Source organism: Pseudoalteromonas sp. MEBiC 03607, from assembly GCF_004792295.1.
Taxonomy (GTDB): domain Bacteria; phylum Pseudomonadota; class Gammaproteobacteria; order Enterobacterales; family Alteromonadaceae; genus Pseudoalteromonas; species Pseudoalteromonas lipolytica_C.
Genome location: NZ_SRRY01000002.1, coordinates 368,662 through 393,790 on the forward strand (window position 1 = coordinate 368,662; position 25,129 = coordinate 393,790).

The window sequence follows — 25,129 nt, forward strand, 5'->3', positions numbered from 1 at the left end:
GATAACAATAACCAAAAAGCAGTTGCACATGATAGATATTTACGCAGGCCCAAGCGCAGCAAAAGCGATTAAAGAACAAGGAATGACACCAGACCTATTTAGCACATTTTTAGGGGCGAGTGGTGGTCCAAAATGGTTTACATTATTTGGTCTTGATAAATATTTGTTTGGTGAGTTTTTTAAAGAGCGAAACACAACATTAAACTTATTAGGGTCAAGCGCTGGCGCATTTAGAGCTGCGTGTTTTGCTCAAAATGACCCCGTTGCAGCAATATCGCGATTAGCAAAGTCATACTCTGAAACACGTTATTCATCAAATAAAGCAAAGCCTGAAGAAATAACGACAAAAGCAAGAGAGTTATTAAGCACTGTTTTTGCTGAAAATGGCATTCAAGAAATCATAGATAACCCCGTTTTTAAAGCCCACTTTATTGTTGCAAAATCGAATGGGTTTGTAGCCTCAGAAAACAAACTGATGCAGTTAATGGGTTTATCTAAAAGTTACTTAGCGAATAGATTAAACAGACGCTTTTTAAACAAACAGTATGAGCGTTATGTGTTTCAACCTTCAGATAGCCAGTTATCATTTTCAGATAACAATACCTTCAATACCCATACTATTGAGCTAAACGAAGATAATTTAGCAGATGCTTTACTTGCTTCAGGCTCTATTCCGTTAGTGATGCAAGGTATTAAAAATATAACAGGAACACCACCAGGGATGTATCGTGATGGTGGTATCATCGATTATCACTTTGATTTAAATATTCATAATGATGGGCTTATCTTGTATCCGCACTTTAATAACAAACCAAAAGCAGGGTGGTTTGATAAAAGTTTAAAGCGCGGAATTACACCAAAAAACTATGACAAAGTAGTTATGATCACCCCATCAGCTGAGTTTATTGCGTCATTACCTTATGGCAAGATCCCCGATAGAACTGACTTCACCGAACTCGATGCTGACACACGTATTAAATACTGGCGACAAGTGCTCAGCGAAACAGAGCGCCTTGGCGAAGCCTTCGTTAAGCTTTGTGAGCACCCTATAGAGCCAAAAATTCAAATTATTACTTAAACTGATTAACTAGCGCTGTTTGTTCATTAACCTTGTTCAATAATGCTGCACAGAGTTGTTGCGAAGTATGGCCAAGCTCAGTGCATTCAAGAGTAAATTCTTGTGCTGAGGTTATGTTTGTTGCAATCAGCTGACTTGCTGTTAGTTGCTCAGTCATTGCGTGTGCAATAATGCTGTTAAGTTCACTCAGTTTCACTGATTGTGCTTTGATATGCTCTAAGCTCTCACCACTTTGATGAGCAAGTTCAACACTTTTAGCTGACAAAGCAAGGCCATCAGACATCGCATGCTGTGCTTGTTGCGAAGCCTCAGTTAAATGATTGAGGACAGTTTTAATTTCTTCTGTTGATTGTTGAGTCCGATAGGCAAGGGCACGTACTTCACCTGCGACAACAGCAAACCCGCGTCCATGTTCACCTGCTCTTGCTGCTTCTATTGCTGCATTAAGTGCTAATAAATTTGTTTGATCAGCAATTGCATTAATCTCATTCAAAATTGCAACAATATGTTTATTTCCCTCAATAAGGTCGACCACTTGTTCACTTGCAATGTGTAATTTTTTGTCTAATTCACTAATTGAATCAATAGTTTGGTGAACAGAAGTTACTCCTTGTTCTGTTGATTTTTTAGATGCTTCAGCAGCTTGAGTAGACGCTGAAGTACTCGATGAAAGTTCATTGATTGAAGCAGTCATTTGCTCTGTAGCAACAACAATTTGCGCAACTTCATCAGTTTGTTTGGTCAAAAGTTCTGTTACAGCTAACCCAGAATCAGCGCATTGCTGGGCATTGTTATTTACACCCATGGTCACATCGTTAACTCGACCAACAACAGCTTTTAACTTTGCTTGTTGCATTTCAAGAGCTAAGTGTAAAAAACCAATTTCATCATTACTACCAGAATATAAATAAGCCATGAGAGGGTTATCGTAAATACTTTTTGCTTTTTGTATGAGCGCTTTATATTTCATTCGCCAAAAAAACAAACCTAGATTTATTGAAACTAAACTGCAAAGTAATAATAAAGATACTGCAGAAAACCCACTTGTAAATAAAAGCACAAAAGAAAGAATTAAAGTTAAAAATAAAGACCATGATAAATATAAAGTTGAATCAAAAGGCTGTTTCAGTGCTTTTGAGTTAGAAACCTTATTAATCTTTTCGTATTCTTCAGTTGCTCTAGCTAAAACATCATCATTAAGTTTTGTACGTACAGATTGGTATTCTACAGTTTGGCCGCTCGCGTCTTTGATGGGGGTAACAAATGCATTAACCCAATAGTAATTACCATCTTTACAGCGATTCTTAACAGGGCCCATCCAAGATCTACCGTTATGTAGGTGTTGCCATAAATCAGCAAATGCAAGTTTAGGCATGTCGCTGTGGCGTACTAGGTTATGGGGCTGATTAACCATTTCAGCTAATGTAAAACCTGAAATATTACAAAACTCTTGGTTTGCATATGTTATGTAACTATCTAAATCGGTAGTTGAAAGCAAAATGTCAGAATCTGAAAATTTAACTTCTTTATTGTTTGTTTTATCAATTTTCACGTTTAAATTATCCAAATCAGAAATAGAGGAGGTATTTGTACAAGAAACTAAACTAAGATTTGAGATTTTAATTAATTACTAAAAAATCAATTTAAAGCAAGTTGTTGAATTTAATTACATAATGTAGCGGTAAATTGATTAGAAAGAAGTAGGAAATTTCTCATTTGTTGAATTATTTAGATTAATATAAATCACGCAACATTAAAAAAATTACAAATTGAAAAGTGATTTACTTAAATCAAAGGTGTCAAGCGTGTTTAAGTGAATTTTGGCTTTGTTTAACGTTGGATTCTGGAATCTTTGGTAGATTAAATGACTAGAATTTAAATGCTCAGAGATGGTTATTTAACTACACCAACAAGAGTCGTTGGTGTAGCAAGATTAATTATATTTAAATACTAGCGGTTATGTAACCTTGGTTCATCCTGACATGGAATGCCATCAAAATTTTTATCTAAATTTGTATCAGGGCAGTTACGCATAAAAAAAACAGCTTCTTCTAGAGAGTTCATTTGACTGCAGTATTTCCTACCATCACATGTATAGATAGGTTCTTGTGAAATATCAGTTTGTCTTTTATGCGTATATTTATTTTGAATTGGCTCAATGATTTGCTGCTGTATTGTGTCGACAGCAGAAGTTTCCCCGTAATTATTTGCATAGAATGCCCAAGCTCCAAAAGCAATTACAATTAGTAAGAAAATTTTTCTCATATGAGCTCCTGTTGAAGATACTAAAAAATGGATAGTAATATTTATAAAATCGAGATTAAGGTTGTAATACATATTAAAATCAAACGACTGATTTTTTAATGGGTATTCGCTGAAAATTAGAAAATCTGAAATATCTTAGAATTCGGATATATATACTTTTATTTATAGCAAGTATTAAAATCAATAAAACTTTAAAAATAGGGTGATAAATCAGAAAGGTAAAAGGTTGGAAATTTAAAAATATGAAATTTCTTATAGTATTTATTTTGGGTTTTACGTTTGTTTATACATTGCTATCATGATTTTTATAACCAATCCTTTAAAAGGATTGGTGAAAACTTTGAAAGCGTCGCTGACATTAAGCGTTATTTTTGTAGCATTTTTAAAGCTGTATTGCTTTAAAAAACTCAATACAGTGTAATAAACAGCAAAGAAACTTGATTGCACAGCAAAGGCATTCTTATCTGAACTTATGCGAGATAATAGATTGCTTAAAATTTAGTTTTTAAAGGGTTGATAAAAACATAGCTATTTCATCTATGAACACAGATGAAATGATTAACACATTAAAAATGTAGATGATGTTGATTGCTTGGTTGATAGAATAATTATACGTAAAAATTAAAATATCAATAACAGCCCATAAATTACGGTACGTAACATAAAAGAAAAGGGCGAAAAGCCCTTTTTTATTAGTTACTTAATACTGCTGTCGTTCTTGACAGTTTGGCATCGGGGCTAGTGAAACCTTGTGTCATTTTCACAAGGTCTACCATCATTATCACCATCCATTTTTGTATTAGGACAATTACGAATAAAGTAATTTGCTTCAGCCAGTGAATTCATCTGACTACAGTACTGCCTTCCATCACACTTGAAGTTTTCTTCTTCTAAGGAATACCTAAAAGAATCATTTTCTAGAGTATGAGATTGTATTGGTTCTATAATTTCATACTGGATGATATCAACAGGGGTTACATTGCTATAATTGTTTGAGTAGTACTTCCAAGCTCCCATTGAGAACAATAAAATTATGATAAGTTTTTTCATATTAAGTCCTTTTAATTTGATTTTTTGTCTAGCCAATCACCACGTAAGTTAACCTCAGTAGTTCCTGTACTTGGCCTTTTAGCAGCTCGTGCACAAGCACCATCCATCATTGATTTATTACGATCTGATTGCAACTTCTGGTATTCACTTCTCCAGAAATCACAAATCTCGTTATTGGTTCTTTGAGCATTATTAATTGCTTGTTGCTTTGCTGCCTGCTCAGCTTGTCTTTTTCTGAGTTGGCGTTGAGATTCTTCTAGCTTTAGCTTTGCACGAACGGCAGCAGCTTTAGCATCACGTTCTGCTTGATTGGCAATTGCTTTTGCTTCTTTAGCTAGAACATGTGCTCGGTATAAATAGTAACTTTCCATCGTAGCGAAGATGGAAATACCTGTAAAAGTAAGGCAGAAGTAAAGTTTGATGTAATTGATATGCATAACTAATCCTTTAGTAAAAATATATGATTCAGCGGAAACTTAAATTTTAAAACCATCTATAAGTTGTTGTTAATATAAAAAAGGGCGTGAACCCCTATTTATTTAACTGTAATATTATCTTTATAAGTTAAAAGTTTTACGAATCTATAATGTTATAAGTATTAAAAGAAATTTGGTCTTTCCCTATCGTCAATTGGTTAAGGTATGACTCAGAAAGTCTATTCTCAAGGTATTCATGGTAACCATACTCAAAGGTAAATCTAAAAGTATCAAATCGGTGAATAAATTCACCCTTTATCGGAACTGTGCATTGGCTGAGAGTATCAAGAATACTAGAATTAATTATTTTTTTAGGTTCTTTCTGATTGCATGTTTTTAATACTTCTAAGATATCTGAAGAAGATTCATTAGATAAAAATTCATCGACATTTTCTTTCATCTCGGTTTCCCATTGAGTTTTTATGAAGTTTTCAATCGCAGGGTTTATTTTGAATAAATATTTTGAATCTTTAATGTGGACTTTTTGCAGTATAAAGTTATTTGCTTTTAAAGGCTGGATGTCTTCATCATTAGAAATTAAAGTTCTTTCACTAATTGTTAAGTGCCTCAAGGTTTGTTTTTGCCAGTATGATAAGTGTGAAAATGAATCTTTAATTTTTTCCAAGATAATTTCATTAGTTTTATTGAGGTTATCAAGGGCTATATTTAACTGATTTTGTTCATCTTCTTTTGCTTTTTTTTGAGCAATATTAGCCTTATATCTTTTATGAAGCTTATCATAAATGGTGGAAAGTATATGTCCTATAAGAGCACCAGTACCAACTCCGATAAAAGAAAGAGCAATTGTAAGCCTATCTTTAGATAACTTTAAATCAACTAAAGCCGGTTCTACCCAGACCAATGTTATAAGAATAAATAGCCCAATAGATATGTATTTGATACAAGCTTGGGGTGAAGTTAAAGCCGATGTAATCTTAATCAGTGTAGCGGCAGTATCGCTCATATAAATCTCCATTTAATTTAAGGGCTACAATAGCCCTATTAGGATACACTAAAACATATATAAGAATATTTAGCTACCTGTTTTAATTGCAATTTCTCCCACAATCCCAAGCAAAGTCTCCTGAAGATCAAATAAATATTTATCTTGAACTTTTGTTTCAGATTTAAGCTTTTTGTACATACTTTCATGCTCTTTCGCTGACCATTTATATCGATGAACAAACTGTACGTCTGATGGCTTTACTTTACCCCAAGGTGTTGTCATAACGTTGTTGTGATATGAAATACTACATTCAGCCCAAGGGCCAGTATCTGGTAAGTATCCTCGATACATTATCCAAATCAATTTTTCGACTGGTTTACTTGCTTTGTTAGCTTTTACATATCTCCTTACTTGACGTTCACTTACTCCGAGTTCTTTAGCTCCTTTTGCGTAGTCATAACCGAATAGCGTAACGAACTGCAATTTAAAGTTGCCCATTGTGATTTACTCCTTTATTAAAAATCACAATGCACACTCGGTATCGGTGTAAGTGGTTTCGCTCCCCCCCTATTAGTTTTTGAGGGGAGGGTGTTTGCCTTGGCTGCTGTAATGTCGTTAACTCAGCTTGGTTTATCAGAAGGCAATCAACTTTTTTTGAATACAAACTGATACTTACAGTGCGTTTAGCATCACTATTGAATTGATATCCGACCATAATAAACCGTCTATAAATTGGAAACAGATTCTCGATGAACTGCTGATTTTCTGGAATGTTTGACATGGCTACGCCATGCCGCCAAGCCCAAAGTCAGCCGCGGCAAGCGCTGGCGTGACTTTGGGCTAATTGGCGGCTAGTAAGTCTTTGTTTTGTGAATTTTCTTGCTTAGCCGCTGAATAGGACTCGACCCGATAAGGCAAACAATGAAGAGTGTATTCAGAGTCCATATACTTAACTTTTGCAGTACAGGCTGATACAACATTTACAACCGCATCTATTGAGCTTGGGTAAAATGGTGTGCCATTTTTTTCAAAGCAATATGTTGAGTTTTGCTTGGTTGATATGACTGAGCAGGTGATATACACACCATCAAGAATATCGGGTAATTGTTGAGGTGAATTTGCTTGCTGCTTTGGTGTATCGCTACTGGCCTTTGCTGTTGATGTTGACTCAGTTGAATTTGCACCAGAGGGATAAAATAAATAAGTGAGATAACCAACAAGGGCAAAAAGGGCGAGTTTATGCCATGTTTTTAGTATGGGGTCTTTGTCTTTTGGGGCTTTCTTCTGTTCAATAACTTCGTTTACGCGGTCTTTGACTAAATACCACTTCTTAAGTTGTTCAGTTGGCACCATTGAATACATGGCGCGCATATCAACTAAACGACCGTCTTTAGCTGTCATTACATCAGGTAAAAATTTCTGTGCGGTGTTATACCAGGCATGTGTCCAATCTTTAATATAGAATTGATAACCGTGAGCTTTACGTGTTTTTGATTTACCATCATAGAAACGGGCAACAGAAAATTTCGGTATATGGAGCGCTGAAAATACACGTTGAACAACCGCATTGATAAAGCCAAAACCAAAGTAGTTAACACCAGATTTAACAGACACTAGTTGGTCAATCGTCGTATCTCGTAATTGTTTATCAACACCTTCAAAGTCTTGACCTATGAGCACTAAATCCCAACCGTATTTACCCATTTGAACAAACCAAGATACGATAGCTAAACGGTCTTTATCTTTGAAAGAACGTGAGTTCAAGTGTGTTAATAATTCATCGATAACAACTAAACCATTTTTCGATTCATCATAGTTTGAATCGCTTTGCTCAAGTTCTTCGTAACCAACACCGAGTGCATGCAAATCTTCACTGCGTGGGTGGTCGGGTAATCTGATTACATGGGGGTTTTGAACGGGCATTTTATCGAGAAATAAATCAAGATTTGTTGCGACTTTTCGACCACGTTTAAGGTAATCGTTAATTAAGTCGACAGCGTATTTTGTTTTGCCAGAGCGTTTTACGCCCTCTATAAATTTACCAGATGCCATAATTAAGCCTTAAGTCGAGAACGTAAAACACCAATCGTAAAATAAAACACCATTTGTGCAGCTTTAGCTGATACAACAACAGTTGCGCAGGTAATGGCATTGTTAGGAACAAGGGATAAACCTGCTAATGAAAATGAGTTGTTAGGTAAGGAGCGAAGTAAACCCGAAAACTCATTGTTTAATGTCGATACAAATGCAACAAGGGCAGCGGTATAGACAGTTATAAAAATTGTACCGATAACGACTTTACGGCCATATTTGGCTAAGAGTGTGGTTATAATTGAAGAAATACCCGCGGCTAAGCCTGCGAGTATGGCGGGAATTGCTGCTAAAATTGCGGGCATAAATCACCTATTTAAATGCTAGAAAATGCACGGAAAGATTGAGACGAAATGTTCAATAGCGCGATGGCTGTGAACGTCCAAATAAGCCACTCAACAAGTGGTTTAAAATAAGTTTCGTATGGCTCACAGTGTTGAGAGACTGTAATAGTTTTAGGCTTTCCAGCTACCGAAACATCAAGTGTGAAAGGTTGGCAGCTCCCCGTAAATCCAGCAAAATTTTGGCTCACAAATGATTTAAATTTGCCCGTTAAGGTGGTTACTTCTGGGGCTATTTTTACATCTTCTTCCATCCAATCTTGAAATTCTTGGTCTAAATCGGATAGTTCAGATTCGATATCTTGTTCACATAAATCACCAATACAGTCAGGTTGTTCGCCACCGTCATCTTGAAGAACATCTAAAATTTCAGAAGTATTATCTGATATATCTTGTAGGTGATTATTACTATCACCTTGACCGGATATAAGCTCTTCAACTGCGGATAGTAAATCCGATAGCAAGCCGTTAGCTTCGTCTAGGCCATCAACCAAATTATTGTTAATTGCATCTAAGTTATCGTTAGATTGATTTAACGCATCAATAATTTCTGTTTGGTCTGTATTGTCTGTCGGGTCTGGCTCATCAGGGTCTGTTGGGTCATCAGGGTCTGTTGGGTCATTAGGGTCTGTTGGGTCATCAGGGTCTGTTGGGTCATCAGGGTCTGTTGGGTCGTCAGGGTCTGTTGGGTCAGTCGGGTCTACTTGAGTACAAGCAACAGGTTCTTGGGAACCATAAGACGCAGGCATACGATAGCCGCCGTTTGAATCGGACTCGATAGAACATTGTGAACCATCCGGATTATTAAAACAGACTGTTCGTTGTTGGCCTGTACCAAATACAAATGGGTCATTTTCTGTTGGTGCAGGGCAATCAGGGTCAGGCTCTGGTTCGGGCTCTTCATCATCCAAAGGTTTGGCGCACATAAAAGTTGGGTCTTCTTCTGGTGTGGGATTTTTAGGTACAGCAATTCTATATAAGGGTGCATTGTCAGGTGGACAGCTATAAAACAACTCTTCACTAATTTTTGAACCAACAAAAGAGCCAGATGCCTTTTTAGTCTCACCTTTTCCGAATGTGCCACAGTCACCATAACGACAAAGAGTGTATGAATATTCATAATAGTTGGAGGACGTCCAAATAATAGCGCCCGCATTAGCATAAAAACCTGATGATAAGTGAGTATCGATTGTTGATTGAATTTTTGGTGTCCAAATTGATTGGCATGCAGCAATATCATCAGATTCTGAAGAAACAACAGGGGCATCAGAAGTTATTCCACATCTAAATTTATAAATAGCCTCTAATTTAGGGTTTTTTAAATCTGTTAAATCTGGCTGCTCTGAATAGACAAAAAAAGCGCTTGTAAGCGCCAATATAAATATTAGTATTCGCATAGTCGCGCCTATAAATTGGGAAAGGTGGAGACAAGCCCCACCAATTTAGGAGAGGTTAGCCCCCGTTAGCGCCTTTAGAAATAAAGCGACCAAGTAGAGAGAAACCGATAGATGATGCAAGAACAACAGCAAGCACTGCAAAACCAGCCTGAACTGCAGTACTCACATCACCAAGTACCTCAGTTTGAATTGCTGTTACGGTTGCTTCATCTAATGCAGCATGAGCGCTAGAGCTTAAAGTAGCTCCAACAGTTACGAAAGTTGCTATCACAGCAGCTTGTAGTTTTTTCATAGGAGTATTCCTTTTACATTTAATGTGAACGTGACGCTTTTTTAAATATTTCCGCCACGAAATGAAAAACTTTGCCAGTACAGTAACCTGTTAACCAACAAAGAATTGCTGACCCAATTATCTTGGCGAGTAATGGGTCAATACTATTAACGGTTTCCACTGATGAACCCCGCATAAAATGAACCAAGCATAATGGCTGTAACAATGAGTGTCTGATAATCCATAATGAGATCCTTTATTAATGGGTAAATCTGCGGCATACCGAAAATTACTTAGGCTTACTTTCAGTTGGTAGACTGTGTAAGCGGAAACCTTTCCAATCCATCTGGCGAGCTACGTTCGCACCTTCGTAATACTCGATATTGAGTAAAACAGGTTTTAAACCCCAGCCGTTCGGGTCTGATTGCATTTGCTCTAACAACTTGTAAGTGCCGTCTGTGTATTGGTCAGCTGAGACTTTTACAGACAGAATTTGTGCAGGGTTCTTCGTGTGAAGTTTAAACTCTGCGGTAGTTGGGAGTGGGGCACCTTTATCGTCAGTACGGTTTACTGGTGCTAAATCCGTAATTGCGCCTTCAATATTCATAATAAATTTCCTTAATAAGTGGTCTTAAAATTAAAAGTTACAGTTAATGACACAAGTCCAAGTTCGCGATTTCATCGCTCATAATGTTGCCTGCCAGTGCTTCGTAATCCATGAACAAACACATGTTTTGATAGTCTTCTAAAACACATGCTTCTAGGAATTGCATTTCTTCTTTGGTTGGCTCGAATAAACGACCATCGTCATGCCAGCCTTGAATCTGCTCTGATACGCCTATCATGATTTTGCGCTGAGCTTTGATGTCTGTTTCAGTCAAAATCTGTGACGTACCGCGACGAGTGATAACAACAACGGCATCCCATGCCACGCCTAAAATACGGTTGGCTGGTTGGTCGCCGTATTTGGTGGCAAAGTAGGGCGATTGGGTTTCGCTTCGGCTAATCTCACCTGTGATTTGGTCAACAATGTCAGGTATCTGGTAATGGAGTCTTAACGTTTGGTCTTTACGTTTAACTTGTACGCCGCCCATTGCTAAACAAAATGCTTTCCAGTCAGAGGAGTCAGCAGCTTGACGAACCTTTTCTAAGGCATATTTTGAAACTGTATCTAGTGTGGTTTTCATTGCGTTAGCAACCTCGCATTTGCCTTGTTCGCCTTGGCCTAGTCGTCTAAGTTCACGCCATAAACTGACAGATGGACCACCGATTTGTTGAAAGCGTCTAATGTTAAAAGTGCTTGCCCATGTTGATGCACGTTCGGCGGCATCAGCGGGGAGTACGTTCATTTCACCAGCTTGAGAGCAAGTGACTTTATCAATGCAATCACCAGTAACAGCTTTGGTAATGTATTTAGCAATGTAACCAGCAGCAGAGCCTTTATTTTTGTTTATGGCTATTGCTTTAAAGCGGGTTGTTTTTGATTTGAATTCGTCCGGTGTATCTTGGGTGCAAAGCTTTCTAAGTATGTTACGTACTTGAGTTGCATCACCTTTTTCCATGAATAAAAGCATGTGCCAGTGTGGGCAACCGTCATGATGTGGCTCTACAACTCTAAAACCGTATGGTCTTAAATCTTGCTTAGCGAATAGGGCGCGGGCACGTTTCCAAATATCGTTAAAATATTCTTGTGCTTCTTGGGGTGTAGAGCCGTTATATTTTTTGTTCGGTATACCTGTATGGTGTACTGAATGAAAACGACTCGGCGCTGATAAAGTATAAAACTCACCACGATGGCCATGCATGTCGGCCAGTTCTTCAAAACCACGAATACGAACCATGAGTTCGGCTGCTTGTTGTTTGCCCGATGTATGCGAACGTTCAATGATAGATTGGAGTGTTTCAAATTCTTCAAATGGATTTGATTCATTCGGAACAACAAATAAATCAGACATGATTTGTTCTGATTTTCGTTTTCTATCACGACGGTTTTGAATGGTTGGTTGTGAGACATACGCACTCGCTTTTTTGTGAACGAGTCTTAAATCACGCGCTAATTGTTCGATGGTTACAGCTTGGATTTTTCGTAATTTTCTACGCCACCAAATAGGGTCTGCAAAACGGTTAAGTGCGCCAACTAATGATGTTGCTGATAAGGTTGAACAGTAAGGTGAAACGAGAACCGGTGCATCGATATTAAATGAATTTGCCAATTCTTTTAATTGTACAAATACATGCAAGTTATGACCATTTTTAGCGATTTTAAGCTCGCAATAGCGAGCTTTTTGCTCTGCAATATCGCAAAGTTCATCATCAGAAACGGATAAATTAATGTGTCCAAACTTCACATTTCCAAGTTTTAACGCTTCATCAGCACGCTTTAAACGGGCGTTTGCATCGGCTAAATTGCCGAATTTTTCAGCTAAAAAATAGCCCGTACTAAGCATGTGAGCAAGGTTAGAATGACGTTCAAAGATACGATTTCGCCAAGTTTGATAGTCGAAAAAACGTTCTTTCATTGGTTTCGATAAGTTCTCGAAAACGTCTTTTGCCGTGTTTGCAGGGTGCAAATTTGCCGTTAAATTCATTGCAGCATTTAACGGGAATACTTGAGCGTATTGGGTAGATGATAGCGCAGCCATTATTTTTCACCTCGATTTTCAGAGGTAGAAGTGTATTTCACATATAATCGTAGTGACTGAAAAGCAAGTTCTAACAAAAGACAGATAATTATTGCAATACCAGTAAACAAATTAAGGGATGCAGATTCAAGAGTATCAATCTTTGAAGTGACTAAATATATTGAAAACATTCCAAGGAATGGGACTAGTCTATAAAAAAACATGGTCTAATCCTTACTATCCATATATGAATCTTTAAGTGTTTCGTTAATAGCCAAAAGCGCAGCAATGATTACAAACAAATACAGGCCGAAAAAAATAGTTAGAGTAACTGGGTCAGGAATATCGATTGAGAATGTATCGAGTAAATATTGAGATAAAGTTTGGTTTAGCTCATGTAATTTAGTGAAACTCATATCCGTATTCCTTGTTAAAATTATCGTTTGTCAAAATTGACAATTTGTCGAAGTGTAATTGTCATCTTTGACAATTGTCAACTTTTTATTTATCAACATTTAAAGTTATAATTAAAAAAGTGAGGAGAACGCTATGAACTTTAGTTACGAACTAATTGAAAAATATAAAATTTTTAAAGGTTATACTCAGGACAAACAAGTTGTTTCAGACTTTGCTGAATTTAACTCTGGAAACCTGACTCAGATTAAACAGGGCAAACGTCATTTAACAGCTAACCAATGTATTAATCTTGCTAATATTGTTGGTATGGATCAAAAAGAAGCTTTACTAAAACTTGCTATCGAAAAATCAAAATCGAAGGAAGAAGGTAAGATCTGGTCTGATATTGTAAAAAAGATTAGCGCTGCGTGTATTGCGGGAATCCTTGCAGCTGCGAGTCTTACTGGTCAAGTAGCGACCCCGCCTTTGCGGTATCGTAGATAGCTCATAAATTACGTTATGTTAAATAGGCTAGAATAATAAAAAGTGGACGTTAAGTTACTAACTAGCCCACTTTTAGAAGGGTCTTTACTTAGTTAATTCAGTTCAGAATCTACCCAAAATTTTGTGCCTTTTAGTACAGCTTGCAAAGCAAGGCCATTTTCGGTTAATGAATAGACAGTAACTTGATCAGCAATAGCTTCCGCAACTAATGCTCCACCTTTATCTTCATATTTTGCGGCTGCATCAGCGTTACCACCAAAGGTCCAGCCATGTTCAATGAAGCGATTTAATGCAGACTGGTTATGAAAGACCATTACTACATTAAAGTCTTTTACTCCTAAACCAAGCCCTAAACCAGCTTCGCCCATATTCATGTAAGTTGATTGGCCTGTTAGGTTATTTTTTACAACACCATAGCCGCCACCGAAACTTGCTAAAACAACATTTACATTTGCGTTATCAAAAACAGCATAACCTGCAGAATTTGCAATTTGTTGTTTAACATCAGGTTTTTCCGCATATAATTTGTTAAGTGTATTAGTTCTCATGCTTTGAACTAATGCACGTTTTTCTTGTGGTGATGCACTACCTGTTGTGGCACAACCCGTTAAAAGCGTTGTTAAAATAACAGAGGTAATGATTAATAACTTTTTCATACTTAATTCCTTGAATACTCGTATGGCAAAATGATACCTATATAATAGACTAATTTTCAGATATGTTAAGTCCAATACTAGACAGTATCGGACTTTATGGTAATCTTATAACTAGTTATTTTACAAGATATTTATATATTATGCTCGTTGCTCTCGTTGATACACTCAAACAACTTCGCTACCAAATTGCCCATCTTGAAGATGATACTCTCGCAACAGAATATCCTGAACTTGATACATTTATACATCAGGTTGGATTGACTGTTGCTGAATCAAAAAATGACTTAAGTTTCGTTTATCAATTCTTATACGTTTATGGCAGGAAATCTGAAGCAACGTTTAATCGCTTTCGAAATGAGCTTGAACGTTTTTGTTTATGGTCATGGTTAGTTGCTGAAAAATCAGTATTTGATCTGAAACGAGATGATATCGAAGCTTATGTAGATTTTATGGTTGATCCCGACTCTGCTTGGTTATCAGATTCGGTGCAATGGCGTTATAAAGATGAGCAAGGTATCAGGCGATTAAATTCAAATTGGCGCCCTTTTATAAATAAAGAAAATATTGCAAGCCAACAAACACTTGCTGCAATGTTTACTGCACTTAATGTATTTTATAAGTTTGCGATTTTAGAAGAAAAAACCTTTGCTAATTTTGTACCGGTAGTAAAAAAGAACAGCCCTTACCTAGTTGTGCAATCACAGATTAAAATTCCAGATACGCTCAGTGATATTCAATGGGAATATGTATTTGGTGTTACCCGGGATTTATGTGAACAACAACCTGATTTAGAAAGAAATTTATTCACGCTCGCTTGCTTAAAAGGATTGTATTTACGAATTTCTGAGTTATCAGAAAGACCACAGTGGTCGCCGGTTATGTCGCATTTTTGGCAAGACAATGATGGCTTTTGGTTTTTAAGAATTATGGGTAAAGGTAATAAATTACGTGATGTAACTTTAAGTGAAGATTTTATCACTTATTTAAAACGTTATAGGCTTTACCGTGGTTTACCTGCCCTGCCCCGAGTTGATGAATCGGAGCCATTAGTTCATAAAATTCGTGGTAAAGGTGGTATGACTGTTAGGCAAATTCGACGTTTAGTTCAACAAAGTTTTGATTTAGCAAAACAATCTTTATTAGACGATGGCTTTAAAGATGATGCTGAGCAACTTGAAGCGGCGACGGCACATTGGTTACGACATACCGGTGCAACACACGATGCACAAACAAGGCCGCTTAAACATTTATCTGAAGATTTAGGCCATGCCAAAATTGCCACAACAGACCAAATTTATATTCAAACAAATATAAAAGAACGCGCAAAGTCTGGAATAAAAAGGAAAGTTTAATGGAATATACAATACTAGCGATTGTTGGTTTAGCCCTGTTATTTTATTCTCTGACAATTCGTCAGCTAGAGCGAACTGAAATTACTGGTCCAATGTTTTTTGTTTTTGTTGGTATCGCAATGACTTATTTTTTGCCGAGCGAATTTAAGTTAGGAGAAGCAGGACTCAGTGACATCTTGCCTTTGGTTGAATTAACCCTAAGTATTTTTTTATTTACAGATGCTGCAAAATCAAAACTGCCTGTATTGAAACATAGTTTTCAATACCCTAGCCTATTACTGTTTGTTGCTTTACCAATGACACTAATGTTGGGTGTTGCTGGCGGATTATTTTTCTTTTCTGAGTTGTCACTTTATCAATCTGCCTTGATCGCTATTATTTTAACGCCCACTGATGCGGCGCTTAGTAAAGGCATTTTAGAATGTACTTCTGTACCTGAAAAAGTTCGAGAAGGAATAAATACAGAAAGCGGTTTAAACGATGGGCTTTGTGTTCCAATATTTTTAGTTCTTCTTTTGTTAGCTCAAAATCCAGAAAGTGCGGTAACAACGCTTGATACTCTATTTGTTTTTACAAGAGAGTTAGGCGTGGCGCTTGTTATTGCCGGCGTGTCAATGGCCATATTTATTCCATTATTAAAAATAGCATTAGCACGTCATTATTTTGCAAATAATAGCAGCCCATTTTTATTAATTGGTTTGGTCATGGCCATTTTTTCTTTGACACAAAACCTGCATGGCAGTGGATTTATAGCCGTATTTGTAGCGGGGCTTTTATTTGATTACTTAGCACCTAAAAAAATTCGTTCAACATTAGTTAAAGATTCTGAACATATTGCTGAATTTGTAGCATTACTTATATGGTGTTTATTCGGTTTTGTTTGTGGTCATTTAATTGTGAATGATATTACTTGGCCAAGTGTATTTTATGCTTTATTAAGTGTGACAGTTTTTAGAATTGTGCCGGTATTAGTTTCGCTGATGTTTACTAATTTAAATTTAAAAGACAAGTTCACGTTTGCTTGGTTTGGTCCGCGAGGATTAGCATCTATCGTATTCACTTTAATGGTGATGGACACTGCAATTGCGAACAAAGAGCAAATTGCTACAGTAACTTTAACAACAATTTTATTTAGCGTGTTCATTCATGGTATGAGCACCAAGCCCATCGCAAAAAGTTACCAATAATAAAGGCGCATTAAGCGCCTTTAATTTTTTTACTTTAAATTAAAATCTATTTTTTAAAGTAGCTCTGCAATTAATTGCAATGGATGCTTTGGTTTGAATTTTTCATACCGCTTAACTTGGCTACGGCATGAGAAACCTGTTGCTAAAATAGTTTCAGGCTCATTATTAGAAATAATTGGTTGCCAACTCATTTCATAAAGTGCGCGTGAATTTTCTTGGTTTTGTTTTTCGTGGCCATACGTTCCTGCCATACCACAACAACCCGTACTCGTTGTGTCTAGATGTAAATTTAAATCAGCAAAAATTGTTTGCCAAACTTTAGACGCATTTGGCATTGCTGTTGTTTCAGTACAATGACTTAATAATTTAAAAGTAGAATTCGACTTAGTGGTAAGTGAAAGCTGATTGAAGTTTTGTGTTTGAAGCCATTCATGTGCAAGCTCAACTTTAAAATCACCACGGTCTTCTTTTAAAATTGATACATACTCATCTCGGTAACACATAACTAAAGACGCATCGAGTCCGACAAGTGGCGCATTAATTTCACTGAGTGAATTTAAAAACTCTGCTGCATTTTTTGCTGTCGTTTTAAATTCATTTAGAAAACCTTTAACATGCTGTGCTTTACCATTTGGCTTAAAGGGTAATAGCATCGGTTTTTTGCCTAACGCTTTAATTACTTTAATAAAGCTTTCGACTAATTCTGCTTCGTAAAAACTAGTAAATGGATCTTGTACTATCAGTACATATTCGGCTTGTTGTTCTTTTGAGAGCGAATTTAGTAATTCAAAATTGAATTGCTGATCTTTTGAAATACGTTTTGAAAGTTGCGGTACGCTTAAACTTGGCGTATCAACATAACCGATGGTATTTTTAATTAGTCCAGATACAAGTTTGCTATTTACTATCGGATTAATAACTTTTGCAAACTTTGCCATAACCGGTGCTGTTTGTTCGATACCCGCAACAAGGTAATCTTTTGCAGGACGTGCATAATAACTATGGTAGAAATTTAAAAAGCGTGAACGGAATGTAGGAACATCAACTTTGATAGGACATGCAGTAGTACATGCTTTACAAGCTAAGCATTCGTCCATTGATTCTTTTACTTCGTGAGAGAAATCATAAACGCCTTTTTTCTTATCGCGACTATGTTGATAGCGCTCCCACCAAGTGATTACTTCACCATTCATCAATTCTTTTTCAACATTGAGTAAATCAATATTTTCAGACTCTTGCAGTCGTAACCATTCGCGCATTAAACTTGCGCGACCTTTTGGCGAATAACGGCGGTCACCTGTTACTTTATAAGATGGACACATTGGTGATTTTTCATCGTAATTAAAACACAGGCCATTACCGTTACAGGTCATAGCGTTATTAAATTCTGTTTTAACATCGATAGAAATTTCTTTGTCGAACCAGGCACGCTTTTGATCGTCAACAGAAACTAGTGAGTCTTTACTTTCAATTGGCGTACATATTTTTCCTGGGTTTACTCTGTTATTTGGATCAAATGCCGCTTTGATTTTTCTTAGTTGTGTAAATAAATGATCGCCGAAAAATTCAGGGCCATACTCACTACGATATCCTTTACCGTGCTCGCCCCACATTAAGCCGCCATATTTGGCAGTCAGTTTAACGACTTCATCTGAAATATGGCGAAGCAATTTTTCTTGTTCAGGATCACACATATCAAGTGCCGGTCGTACGTGTAGTACGCCAGCATCAACATGACCAAACATACCATATTGCAAATTATGGCTATCAAGTAGTTCGCGAAACTCTACAATAAAATCGGCTAAGTTTTCAGGTGGTACAGCGGTATCTTCGGCAAAAGCTAACGGTTTTTGACTGCCTTTTACATTGCCTAAAAGTCCAACTGATTTCTTACGCATTGCATAAATTTTTAAAATATCAGCTTTATCATTGGTTAACTGATAACCGATGACCCCATTAGTTTGCTCTTCGACACATTTATCAAGTAACTTACATAGGGACTCAACTTTATCTTTAATATCTTCTGGTGAAACCGCATTGAACTCAACCATGTTGAGGCCTTGCATATCTTTGTTTTCAACATCGGTTATTAAGTCCGATACTGAATGCCAAATAATATCTTCTCGAGCAAGATTCAGTACTTTGCTATCGACTGTTTCTACAGAAGTCGCATTTGCTGCGACTAAGAATGGCGAATGACGAAGAGCAGAATCAAAGCTATCGTATTTAATGTTGATTAATGTCTTAAATTCAGCAATTGGTGTAATGTTTAATTTTGCTTCGGTAACTATACCTAACGAACCTTCAGAACCAGTAATTAATCGGCTCATATCAAAGGTCTGTAAATCATCAGAAAAAATATGTTCTAAATCATAACCGGTCAGAAAACGGTTTAAACGTGGGAATTTTTCTAAAATAGCGTCTCGATTATCAAGGCCAATATCGATAACTGTTTTATATAATTTACCTACCGTGGTGTTTTGTTCAGCAATTACTTTAGCTTTTTCTATAGGCATGGGGGTTGTTGACATTTCAGTGCCATCAACAAGATAAGTTGTAAGACCTAAAACATGATCACTGGTCTTGCCATAAACCAAAGAGCCTTGACCTGATGCATCTGTATTTATCATTCCGCCAATTGTTGCGCGGTTACTAGTAGATAAATCGGGCGCAAAGAAAAAACCATAAGGCCGTAAAAAGTCGTTTAGTTGATCTTTTATTACACCTGTTTGTACTCTAACCCAGTTTTCTTCGACATTGATTTCTAATATTTCACGCATGTATCGTGATAAATCAACAACAATGCCAGGAGTTAGTGATTGACCATTGGTACCTGTACCACCGCCACGCGGGCCAAAAGTCAGTGATAAAAAAGGATCACGAGAGGCAATTTGCATAGCCAGTTGTATATCTTTCGCTGACTTTGGAAAGATAACACCCTGCGGTACTTGTTGATACACGCTGTTATCGGTCGATAAGCTCAAACGCGTTGAAAAACTTGCATCAGTATCGCCGTTAAAACCTTGCTTTTTAATCGTTTCTAAATAATTAGCGACTAATTCAGATGCGACTTGTTGTTGACTTATTGTTGCTATCATGACGGTGACAAATTAAGACATTTTGCAAATTATATCATGCTAGTAGCTAAGTTAAATTGAAGATTTTACAGTTTGTAACACTCTTTTTATCGATTTTGAAAGCATTACTTTTATACTGTTTATAAAAGCATCAAAGAGATATGGATATGAAGAAAATTGCATTAATCAGTTTGGGTTTACTAAGTTTACTACTGGGCTTAGTTTTTATTGTTGTACCTGGACCTTCGCTTATTTTTTTTATTGCCGGGCTTTTTTGTTTATCATTTTATTACCCTAAAGCGCGTGATTATTTAACCTTGTGTCAAAAGGCACTCACTAGGTCATGTGCTTATATTGATAAAAAACTTGCTCGCTGATTTAAAGGGCGTGTTGTCCTTCAAAGTAACAAAAATGCCAGCTAATTGCTGGCATTTTTTATATTAGGTTCTTTATTTTAGCTAAATAAAGTACTTAGTCGGCTAATTTTTTAGCAAGATATAACCAAGTTTCTAATACTGTATCTGGGTTTAGAGAAACAGAATCAATGCCCTGCTCAACTAACCAAGCTGCAAAGTCTTCATGATCTGAAGGACCCTGACCACAAATACCTACGTATTTGCCTTTTGCTTTAGCTGTTTGAATAGCCATTGATAATAGTTTCTTGATTGCAGGGTTACGCTCATCAAATAGATGTGCAATTAAACCTGAATCACGGTCAAGACCTAATGTTAACTGAGTTAAGTCGTTTGAACCGATAGAGAAACCATCGAAATACTCTAAGAACTCATCTGCTAGTAAAGCGTTTGATGGTAATTCACACATCATGATTACTTTAAGGCCATTTTCGCCACGTTTAAGACCGTGCTCTTCAAGTAATTCAATAACGCGTTTACCTTCTTCAAGTGTACGTACAAATGGGATCATGATTTCGATGTTAGTCATACCCATTTCGTTGCGAACACGTTTAATTGCTTCACACTCTAACGCGAAACAGTCACGGAAATCTTCAGAGATATAACGCGCTGCACCACGGAAACCAATCATTGGGTTTTCTTCTTCCGGCTCATATTGCTGGCCGCCAACAAGGTTTGCATATTCGTTAGACTTAAAGTCAGACATACGAACGATTACACGCTCAGGTGCAAATGCACAACCTAGTGTTGCAATACCTTCAACAAGCTTAGAAATATAGAATTCAACTGGCGATTCATAACCTGCCATCATTTCTGAAATTTCAGCTTTAAGCTCATCAGATTGCGCATCAAAGTTAAGAAGTGCTTTAGGGTGAACACCGATCATACGGTTGATTACGAATTCAACACGAGCAAGACCAACACCAGCATGTGGTAAACGCGCGAAGTCGAATGCACGATCTGGGTTACCCACGTTCATCATAATTTTCATTGGTAATTCGGGCATTTCATCAACACGTGAAGTAAGTACTTCGTAATCTAAAATACCTTCGTAGATATAACCTGTGTCACCTTCGGCACACGATACTGTTACATCCTGACCTGCTTGAATTAAATCAGTTGCATTACCACAACCAACAACTGCAGGAATACCAAGTTCACGAGCAATGATTGCAGCGTGACAAGTACGACCACCACGGTTTGTTACAATCGCAGCGGCACGTTTCATGATCGGCTCCCAATCTGGGTCAGTCATGTCAGTAACTAGGATGTCGCCTTGTTGTACTTTGTCCATTTCGTCAATTGAATTAAGTACACGAACAGTACCTGAACCAATTTTGTGACCAATAGCACGGCCTTCAACTACAACAGCACTTGTGCCGTTTAGTTGGAAACGTTCCATTACGTTTGCGTCTTCATTTGAGCGAACAGTTTCTGGACGTGCTTGAACAATATAAAGCTTGCCGTCGTTACCATCTTTTGCCCACTCGATGTCCATTGGACGACCGTAGTGTTTTTCAATGATCACAGCTTGCTTTGCAAGTTCTTGAACTTCAGCATCTGTGATTGAGAATTTGTTTGATAGTGCAGAATCTACATCAACAATTTCAACTTGCTTGCCGTGTGATTCATCTGCAGAGTAAATCATTTGGATTGCTTTAGAACCAATGTTACGGCGAACTACAGCAGGTTTACCGTTAGCAAGTGTTGGTTTGTGAACATAGAATTCATCTGGGTTTACAGCACCCTGTACAACCATTTCCCCAAGACCATAGCTTGACGTTACAAATACTACATCTTCAAAGCCAGATTCAGTATCAATACTGAACATAACACCTGAAGCTGCTTTATCTGAACGAACCATGCGTTGGATACCAGCTGATAATGCAACACCACGGTGATCATAACCTTGGTGAACACGGTAAGAAATAGCGCGGTCATTAAATAGTGAGGCAAACACGTGTTTGATTGCAGTCATAACTGAATCAATACCACGTACGTTTAAAAACGTTTCTTGTTGTCCTGCAAATGAAGCGTCTGGCATGTCTTCTGCTGTTGCAGATGAGCGAACTGCAAATGATACATCTTGAGATGCGTCGCCATGTAATTGGCTGTATGCGTCGCGAATGGCTTGGTCTAGGTTAGGTTGGAATGGTGTGTCGATAATCCATTGGCGGATTTCGGCACCGACTTTAGCGAGTGTATTTACATCATCCACATCCAATGTGTCTAAAATATCGTGGATTTTTGAGTTTAAACCAGATTGCTCTAGAAACTCATTGAATGCATCAGCGGTTGTAGCGAAACCACCTGGCACTTGAACACCAGCGTTAGCTAGGTTTGAGATCATTTCACCCAGTGAAGCGTTTTTACCGCCAACACGTGGAACATCTTGCATACCAAGCTCTTGATACCAGAGAACGTATTCTTGCACGGATCTTTCTCCATAAACAAATTGTAGTACTAACTGTGAGAGTTAAGAAAGAAAACCTTCTAAAAAGGTCGTAGTCATTCTACACTGGCAACAGACCTCACGTAAACCGTGAAGCCCCTATTTTGCAGATAAAGGTAATAAAAAGGTTAAATATGAGAACTGCATTTTATATCTCTGATGGAACAGCTATCACCTCCGAAGTCTTTGGTCATGCGACCTTATCTATGTTTCCTGTGGAGTTTAATCACAAAACGATTCCTTTTGTTGAAACAGAAAAAAAAGCAAACGAAGTTAGGAACTTAATTAACTCAACAGCTCAACGAGATGGTGAGCAACCTTTGGTATTTTTCACTTTTGTGAACCATGAATTAAGTGAAATTATAAAATCGTCATGTGCGGTATGTTATGACTTTTTATCTCAATACAGTGATAAAATCGCTCAAGAGCTCAATGTTGCCCCTGTACCAAAAGTACATAGAACACATTCAATGCATGAGAAAAGCTATGACTTTAGAATTGATGCGGTGAACTATGCACTGACCAATGATGATGGCGCTAATATAAAAAATTATTCTGAGGCAGACATTATTCTTGTCGGCGTTAGCCGAAGTGGTAAAACACCTACTAGTTTATATCTAGCATTGCAGTACGGCATAAAAGCAGCCAACTATCCACTTACAGAAGATGATTTAGAGCGTGGCACCCTTCCTGAATGTTTAAAGGCCTACAAACATAAGCTATTTGGTTTAACAATTGATCCTGTTCGCCTTGCTGATATTCGCCAACGTCGTATGGCGAACTCTAAATATGCGTCTTTAAAACAGTGTCGTATTGAAGTTCGTGAAGTAGAAATGCTTTATAAAAAACAAAAGATTCAATATTTAAATTCAACACATCATTCTGTTGAAGAAATATCTGCAAAGATTATATCTGATACAGGTCTTGAAAGACGTAAGTACTAACTTTCTTTAGTATCGGACATTAAAAAAGGCTGCAAATAGCAGCCTTTTTTGTATAACTTATAAGTTACTTACGTGCGTCTTTTAATAAATCTGCGACTAAGAAACCAAGTTCTAATACTTGGTCAGCATTTAAACGCGGGTCGCACTGTGTGCGATAACGTTGTGCTAAGTCTTCATCAGATAAACCATACGCACCACCGGTACATTCAGTTACGTGTTGGCCAGTCATTTCAAGGTGAACACCGCCTGGGTATGAACCCTCAGCTTTATGAACTGCGAAGAACTGGCTAATTTCACGAAGAATGTTATTAAAGCTTCGTGTTTTGTAGCCTGAGCTCGCTTTTTCTGTATTACCGTGCATTGGATCAGAGCTCCAAATTACTTTACGGCCTTCTTGTTGTACTTTGCGTACCAGTGCCGGCAGTTTCTCTGGAAGTACATCAGCACCCATTCTGGTAATTAATGTTAAGCGCCCAGGAATGTTATCTGGGTTAACAGCATCAATTAATTTAATAAGCTCGTCTGGGTCCATACCAGGGCCAACTTTCACACCGATTGGGTTTTTAATACCTTTAAAGAACTCGATATGTGCGTGATCTAACTGACGTGTACGCTCACCAATCCAAACAAAGTGTGCAGAACAATCGTACCAGTCACCTGATAGATGGTCACGACGTGTTAATGCTTCTTCGTAGCCTAATAATAATGCTTCGTGTGATGTAAATAAGTCTGTTTCTTTTAAGCTTGGTGCAACTGTTGAGTCGATACCGCACACTTCCATAAATTCAAGGGCATCTTGAATTCTGTCTGCTAACTGTTGGTATTTCTCTTTAAGTGGATTTGCTGCAACAAAACCCATGTTCCAACGGTTTACTTGATGTAAATCAGCTAATCCACCTTGGGCAAATGCACGTAATAAATTCAACGTTGCTGCACTGTGATGGTACGCCGTCATTAAGCGCTGTGGATCTGGGATACGCGCTTGCTCTGTAAATTCAAAGTTATTGATGATATCACCACGGTATGAAGGCAATGAAACACCGTCAATCGTTTCGTAATCTGATGAGCGTGGCTTAGCATACTGACCTGCCATACGTGCAATTTTAACAACAGGGCATTTACCACCATAAGTTAAAACGACGGCCATTTGTAAAAGTGTTTTAAAGGTGTCGCGGATATTCGCAGCGTTAAAGTCACTGAATGACTCTGCACAATCACCACCTTGTAATAAGAAGGCTCTGCCCTCACATACAGCTTCTAGTTGTTTATATAAGCTACGCGTCTCTTCAGCAAAAACTAAAGGTGGTGCACTTTTTAATTGCCCCTCAACTGATTTTAGGGCTTCTTGATCTGGGTACTCTGGCTGCTGAAGTATCGGCAGTTTTCTCCAGCTGTCTGGGTTCCACGATTGCATGTTCTTTCCTCATTCCTAACATAGACCGTTAACGAAAACTAACTTATTGCAGGTACTAAGTTCAAGGACAATATTCAGCTAATTGTAATTATTTAGTTATTTGATAAATACTTTAGCTATGAATAATTAAAAAATAACGATTTAAACATTATAGAACAGTAAGTTACCTGTTCTATATAGCGAGCTGCTATTACAGAA

The 25,129-nt window shown here is 37.5% G+C and carries 23 protein-coding genes; 6 read left to right on the forward strand and 17 right to left on the reverse strand.

All coding sequences use genetic code 11. The features are described from left to right. The first annotated feature begins 28 nt into the window (after positions 1 to 28). Positions 29 to 1,078, forward strand: coding sequence for a patatin-like phospholipase family protein (locus tag E5N72_RS18650; protein WP_135926608.1), 1,050 nt, complete (start codon positions 29 to 31; stop codon positions 1,076 to 1,078). On the opposite strand, the gene E5N72_RS18655 is transcribed toward E5N72_RS18650, so the two are convergent. From E5N72_RS18655 to E5N72_RS18715, 13 genes are all read right to left on the reverse strand, one after another. Beyond that, positions 1,071 to 2,630, reverse strand: coding sequence for a PAS domain-containing methyl-accepting chemotaxis protein (locus tag E5N72_RS18655; protein WP_135926609.1), 1,560 nt, complete (start codon positions 2,628 to 2,630; stop codon positions 1,071 to 1,073). The two genes, E5N72_RS18650 and E5N72_RS18655, sit on opposite strands and share 8 nt — an antisense overlap. 398 nt (positions 2,631 to 3,028) lie before the next feature. Further along, positions 3,029 to 3,343, reverse strand: coding sequence for an excalibur calcium-binding domain-containing protein (locus tag E5N72_RS18660; protein WP_235403975.1), 315 nt, complete (start codon positions 3,341 to 3,343; stop codon positions 3,029 to 3,031). Positions 3,344 to 4,081: 738 nt separating this feature from the next. After that, positions 4,082 to 4,393 carry an excalibur calcium-binding domain-containing protein gene (locus E5N72_RS18665; RefSeq protein WP_240704560.1) on the reverse strand — a complete coding sequence of 104 codons (312 nt, stop codon included), beginning with the start codon at positions 4,391 to 4,393 and terminating at the stop codon, positions 4,082 to 4,084. An 11-nt stretch (positions 4,394 to 4,404) separates the two neighbouring features. Further along, on the reverse strand, positions 4,405 to 4,830 hold the full coding sequence (locus E5N72_RS18670; RefSeq protein WP_135926611.1) for a hypothetical protein: 426 nt from the start codon (positions 4,828 to 4,830) through the stop codon (positions 4,405 to 4,407). A 136-nt stretch (positions 4,831 to 4,966) separates the two neighbouring features. Continuing rightward, complete coding sequence (locus E5N72_RS18675; protein WP_135926612.1) at positions 4,967 to 5,833, reverse strand: hypothetical protein; 867 nt, start codon at positions 5,831 to 5,833, stop codon at positions 4,967 to 4,969. A 69-nt stretch (positions 5,834 to 5,902) separates the two neighbouring features. After that, a complete protein-coding gene (locus tag E5N72_RS18680) occupies positions 5,903 to 6,313 on the reverse strand; it encodes a hypothetical protein (protein ID WP_135926613.1) in 411 nt (136 codons plus the stop codon). A 342-nt stretch (positions 6,314 to 6,655) separates the two neighbouring features. Beyond that, complete coding sequence (locus tag E5N72_RS18685) at positions 6,656 to 7,867, reverse strand: zonular occludens toxin domain-containing protein (protein ID WP_135926614.1); 1,212 nt, start codon at positions 7,865 to 7,867, stop codon at positions 6,656 to 6,658. A 2-nt stretch (positions 7,868 to 7,869) separates the two neighbouring features. Continuing rightward, complete coding sequence (locus E5N72_RS18690; RefSeq protein ID WP_135926615.1) at positions 7,870 to 8,211, reverse strand: DUF5455 family protein; 342 nt, start codon at positions 8,209 to 8,211, stop codon at positions 7,870 to 7,872. Positions 8,212 to 8,222: 11 nt separating this feature from the next. Next, complete coding sequence (locus E5N72_RS20765; RefSeq protein WP_135926616.1) at positions 8,223 to 9,644, reverse strand: hypothetical protein; 1,422 nt, start codon at positions 9,642 to 9,644, stop codon at positions 8,223 to 8,225. Positions 9,645 to 9,699: 55 nt separating this feature from the next. Then, on the reverse strand, positions 9,700 to 9,936 hold the full coding sequence (locus tag E5N72_RS18700) for a hypothetical protein (protein WP_135926617.1): 237 nt from the start codon (positions 9,934 to 9,936) through the stop codon (positions 9,700 to 9,702). 268 nt (positions 9,937 to 10,204) lie between these two features. Next, a complete protein-coding gene (locus tag E5N72_RS18705; RefSeq protein WP_240704561.1) occupies positions 10,205 to 10,522 on the reverse strand; it encodes a hypothetical protein in 318 nt (105 codons plus the stop codon). 43 nt (positions 10,523 to 10,565) lie between these two features. Further along, positions 10,566 to 12,557, reverse strand: a complete 1,992-nt coding sequence (locus E5N72_RS18710) for a replication endonuclease (RefSeq protein ID WP_135926619.1) — start codon at positions 12,555 to 12,557, stop codon at positions 10,566 to 10,568. A 206-nt stretch (positions 12,558 to 12,763) separates the two neighbouring features. Continuing rightward, positions 12,764 to 12,952 (reverse strand): hypothetical protein, encoded by a 189-nt coding sequence (locus tag E5N72_RS18715; protein ID WP_135926620.1) that lies wholly within the window; start codon positions 12,950 to 12,952, stop codon positions 12,764 to 12,766. 133 nt (positions 12,953 to 13,085) lie between these two features. On the opposite strand from E5N72_RS18715, the gene E5N72_RS18720 reads away from it, so the two are divergent. Beyond that, entirely contained in the window at positions 13,086 to 13,436 is a 351-nt protein-coding gene (locus E5N72_RS18720; protein ID WP_135926621.1) for a DUF3693 domain-containing protein, read from the forward strand. Positions 13,437 to 13,528: 92 nt separating this feature from the next. On the opposite strand, the gene E5N72_RS18725 is transcribed toward E5N72_RS18720, so the two are convergent. Then, positions 13,529 to 14,092, reverse strand: a complete 564-nt coding sequence (locus E5N72_RS18725; protein ID WP_135926622.1) for a YSC84-related protein — start codon at positions 14,090 to 14,092, stop codon at positions 13,529 to 13,531. A gap of 140 nt (positions 14,093 to 14,232) precedes the next feature. Here E5N72_RS18725 and E5N72_RS18730 point away from each other — a divergent pair, with 140 nt between their 5' ends. Both E5N72_RS18730 and E5N72_RS18735 read left to right on the forward strand, forming a co-directional pair. Beyond that, complete coding sequence (locus tag E5N72_RS18730) at positions 14,233 to 15,444, forward strand: tyrosine-type recombinase/integrase (RefSeq protein WP_135926623.1); 1,212 nt, start codon at positions 14,233 to 14,235, stop codon at positions 15,442 to 15,444. Next, positions 15,444 to 16,631, forward strand: a complete 1,188-nt coding sequence (locus tag E5N72_RS18735) for a cation:proton antiporter (protein WP_135926624.1) — start codon at positions 15,444 to 15,446, stop codon at positions 16,629 to 16,631. The genes E5N72_RS18730 and E5N72_RS18735 overlap by 1 nt, the downstream gene beginning before the upstream one ends. A gap of 53 nt (positions 16,632 to 16,684) precedes the next feature. Here the strand turns inward: E5N72_RS18735 and E5N72_RS18740 are convergent, their stop codons facing one another. Continuing rightward, positions 16,685 to 19,729: an FAD-binding and (Fe-S)-binding domain-containing protein gene (locus tag E5N72_RS18740; protein ID WP_135926625.1), complete on the reverse strand. Its 3,045-nt coding sequence runs from the start codon at positions 19,727 to 19,729 to the stop codon at positions 16,685 to 16,687. 146 nt (positions 19,730 to 19,875) lie between these two features. Here E5N72_RS18740 and E5N72_RS18745 point away from each other — a divergent pair, with 146 nt between their 5' ends. Further along, entirely contained in the window at positions 19,876 to 20,085 is a 210-nt protein-coding gene (locus E5N72_RS18745) for a PGPGW domain-containing protein (RefSeq protein WP_135926626.1), read from the forward strand. Between the two features lie 94 nt (positions 20,086 to 20,179). On the opposite strand, the gene ppsA is transcribed toward E5N72_RS18745, so the two are convergent. Next, positions 20,180 to 22,555 carry a phosphoenolpyruvate synthase gene (gene ppsA / locus E5N72_RS18750; protein ID WP_135926627.1) on the reverse strand — a complete coding sequence of 792 codons (2,376 nt, stop codon included), beginning with the start codon at positions 22,553 to 22,555 and terminating at the stop codon, positions 20,180 to 20,182. A 152-nt stretch (positions 22,556 to 22,707) separates the two neighbouring features. Here ppsA and E5N72_RS18755 point away from each other — a divergent pair, with 152 nt between their 5' ends. Continuing rightward, positions 22,708 to 23,517 carry a pyruvate, water dikinase regulatory protein gene (locus E5N72_RS18755; RefSeq protein WP_135926628.1) on the forward strand — a complete coding sequence of 270 codons (810 nt, stop codon included), beginning with the start codon at positions 22,708 to 22,710 and terminating at the stop codon, positions 23,515 to 23,517. Positions 23,518 to 23,581: 64 nt separating this feature from the next. Here the strand turns inward: E5N72_RS18755 and E5N72_RS18760 are convergent, their stop codons facing one another. Beyond that, on the reverse strand, positions 23,582 to 24,931 hold the full coding sequence (locus E5N72_RS18760; protein WP_135926629.1) for a 3-deoxy-7-phosphoheptulonate synthase class II: 1,350 nt from the start codon (positions 24,929 to 24,931) through the stop codon (positions 23,582 to 23,584). Between the last annotated feature and the right edge of the window lie 198 nt (positions 24,932 to 25,129).

What these genes read in the sequence shown, in the direction of transcription:
- E5N72_RS18665 (WP_240704560.1), bottom strand. Translation starts at nt 4,393, where the DNA reads ATGAAAAAACTTATCATAATTTTATTGTTCTCAATGGGAGCTTGGAAG.
- E5N72_RS18685 (WP_135926614.1), bottom strand. Translation starts at nt 7,867, where the DNA reads ATGGCATCTGGTAAATTTATAGAGGGCGTAAAACGCTCTGGCAAAACA.
- E5N72_RS18680 (WP_135926613.1), bottom strand. Translation starts at nt 6,313, where the DNA reads ATGGGCAACTTTAAATTGCAGTTCGTTACGCTATTCGGTTATGACTAC.
- E5N72_RS20765 (WP_135926616.1), bottom strand. Translation starts at nt 9,644, where the DNA reads ATGCGAATACTAATATTTATATTGGCGCTTACAAGCGCTTTTTTTGTC.
- E5N72_RS18760 (WP_135926629.1), bottom strand. Translation starts at nt 24,931, where the DNA reads ATGCAATCGTGGAACCCAGACAGCTGGAGAAAACTGCCGATACTTCAG.
- E5N72_RS18745 (WP_135926626.1), top strand. Translation starts at nt 19,876, where the DNA reads ATGAAGAAAATTGCATTAATCAGTTTGGGTTTACTAAGTTTACTACTG.
- E5N72_RS18735 (WP_135926624.1), top strand. Translation starts at nt 15,444, where the DNA reads ATGGAATATACAATACTAGCGATTGTTGGTTTAGCCCTGTTATTTTAT.
- E5N72_RS18755 (WP_135926628.1), top strand. Translation starts at nt 22,708, where the DNA reads ATGAGAACTGCATTTTATATCTCTGATGGAACAGCTATCACCTCCGAA.
- E5N72_RS18650 (WP_135926608.1), top strand. Translation starts at nt 29, where the DNA reads ATGATAGATATTTACGCAGGCCCAAGCGCAGCAAAAGCGATTAAAGAA.
- E5N72_RS18720 (WP_135926621.1), top strand. Translation starts at nt 13,086, where the DNA reads ATGAACTTTAGTTACGAACTAATTGAAAAATATAAAATTTTTAAAGGT.
- E5N72_RS18740 (WP_135926625.1), bottom strand. Translation starts at nt 19,729, where the DNA reads ATGATAGCAACAATAAGTCAACAACAAGTCGCATCTGAATTAGTCGCT.
- E5N72_RS18725 (WP_135926622.1), bottom strand. Translation starts at nt 14,092, where the DNA reads ATGAAAAAGTTATTAATCATTACCTCTGTTATTTTAACAACGCTTTTA.
- E5N72_RS18705 (WP_240704561.1), bottom strand. Translation starts at nt 10,522, where the DNA reads ATGAATATTGAAGGCGCAATTACGGATTTAGCACCAGTAAACCGTACT.
- E5N72_RS18670 (WP_135926611.1), bottom strand. Translation starts at nt 4,830, where the DNA reads ATGCATATCAATTACATCAAACTTTACTTCTGCCTTACTTTTACAGGT.
- E5N72_RS18730 (WP_135926623.1), top strand. Translation starts at nt 14,233, where the DNA reads ATGCTCGTTGCTCTCGTTGATACACTCAAACAACTTCGCTACCAAATT.
- E5N72_RS18675 (WP_135926612.1), bottom strand. Translation starts at nt 5,833, where the DNA reads ATGAGCGATACTGCCGCTACACTGATTAAGATTACATCGGCTTTAACT.
- E5N72_RS18710 (WP_135926619.1), bottom strand. Translation starts at nt 12,557, where the DNA reads ATGGCTGCGCTATCATCTACCCAATACGCTCAAGTATTCCCGTTAAAT.
- E5N72_RS18660 (WP_235403975.1), bottom strand. Translation starts at nt 3,343, where the DNA reads ATGAGAAAAATTTTCTTACTAATTGTAATTGCTTTTGGAGCTTGGGCA.
- E5N72_RS18700 (WP_135926617.1), bottom strand. Translation starts at nt 9,936, where the DNA reads ATGAAAAAACTACAAGCTGCTGTGATAGCAACTTTCGTAACTGTTGGA.
- E5N72_RS18690 (WP_135926615.1), bottom strand. Translation starts at nt 8,211, where the DNA reads ATGCCCGCAATTTTAGCAGCAATTCCCGCCATACTCGCAGGCTTAGCC.
- E5N72_RS18715 (WP_135926620.1), bottom strand. Translation starts at nt 12,952, where the DNA reads ATGAGTTTCACTAAATTACATGAGCTAAACCAAACTTTATCTCAATAT.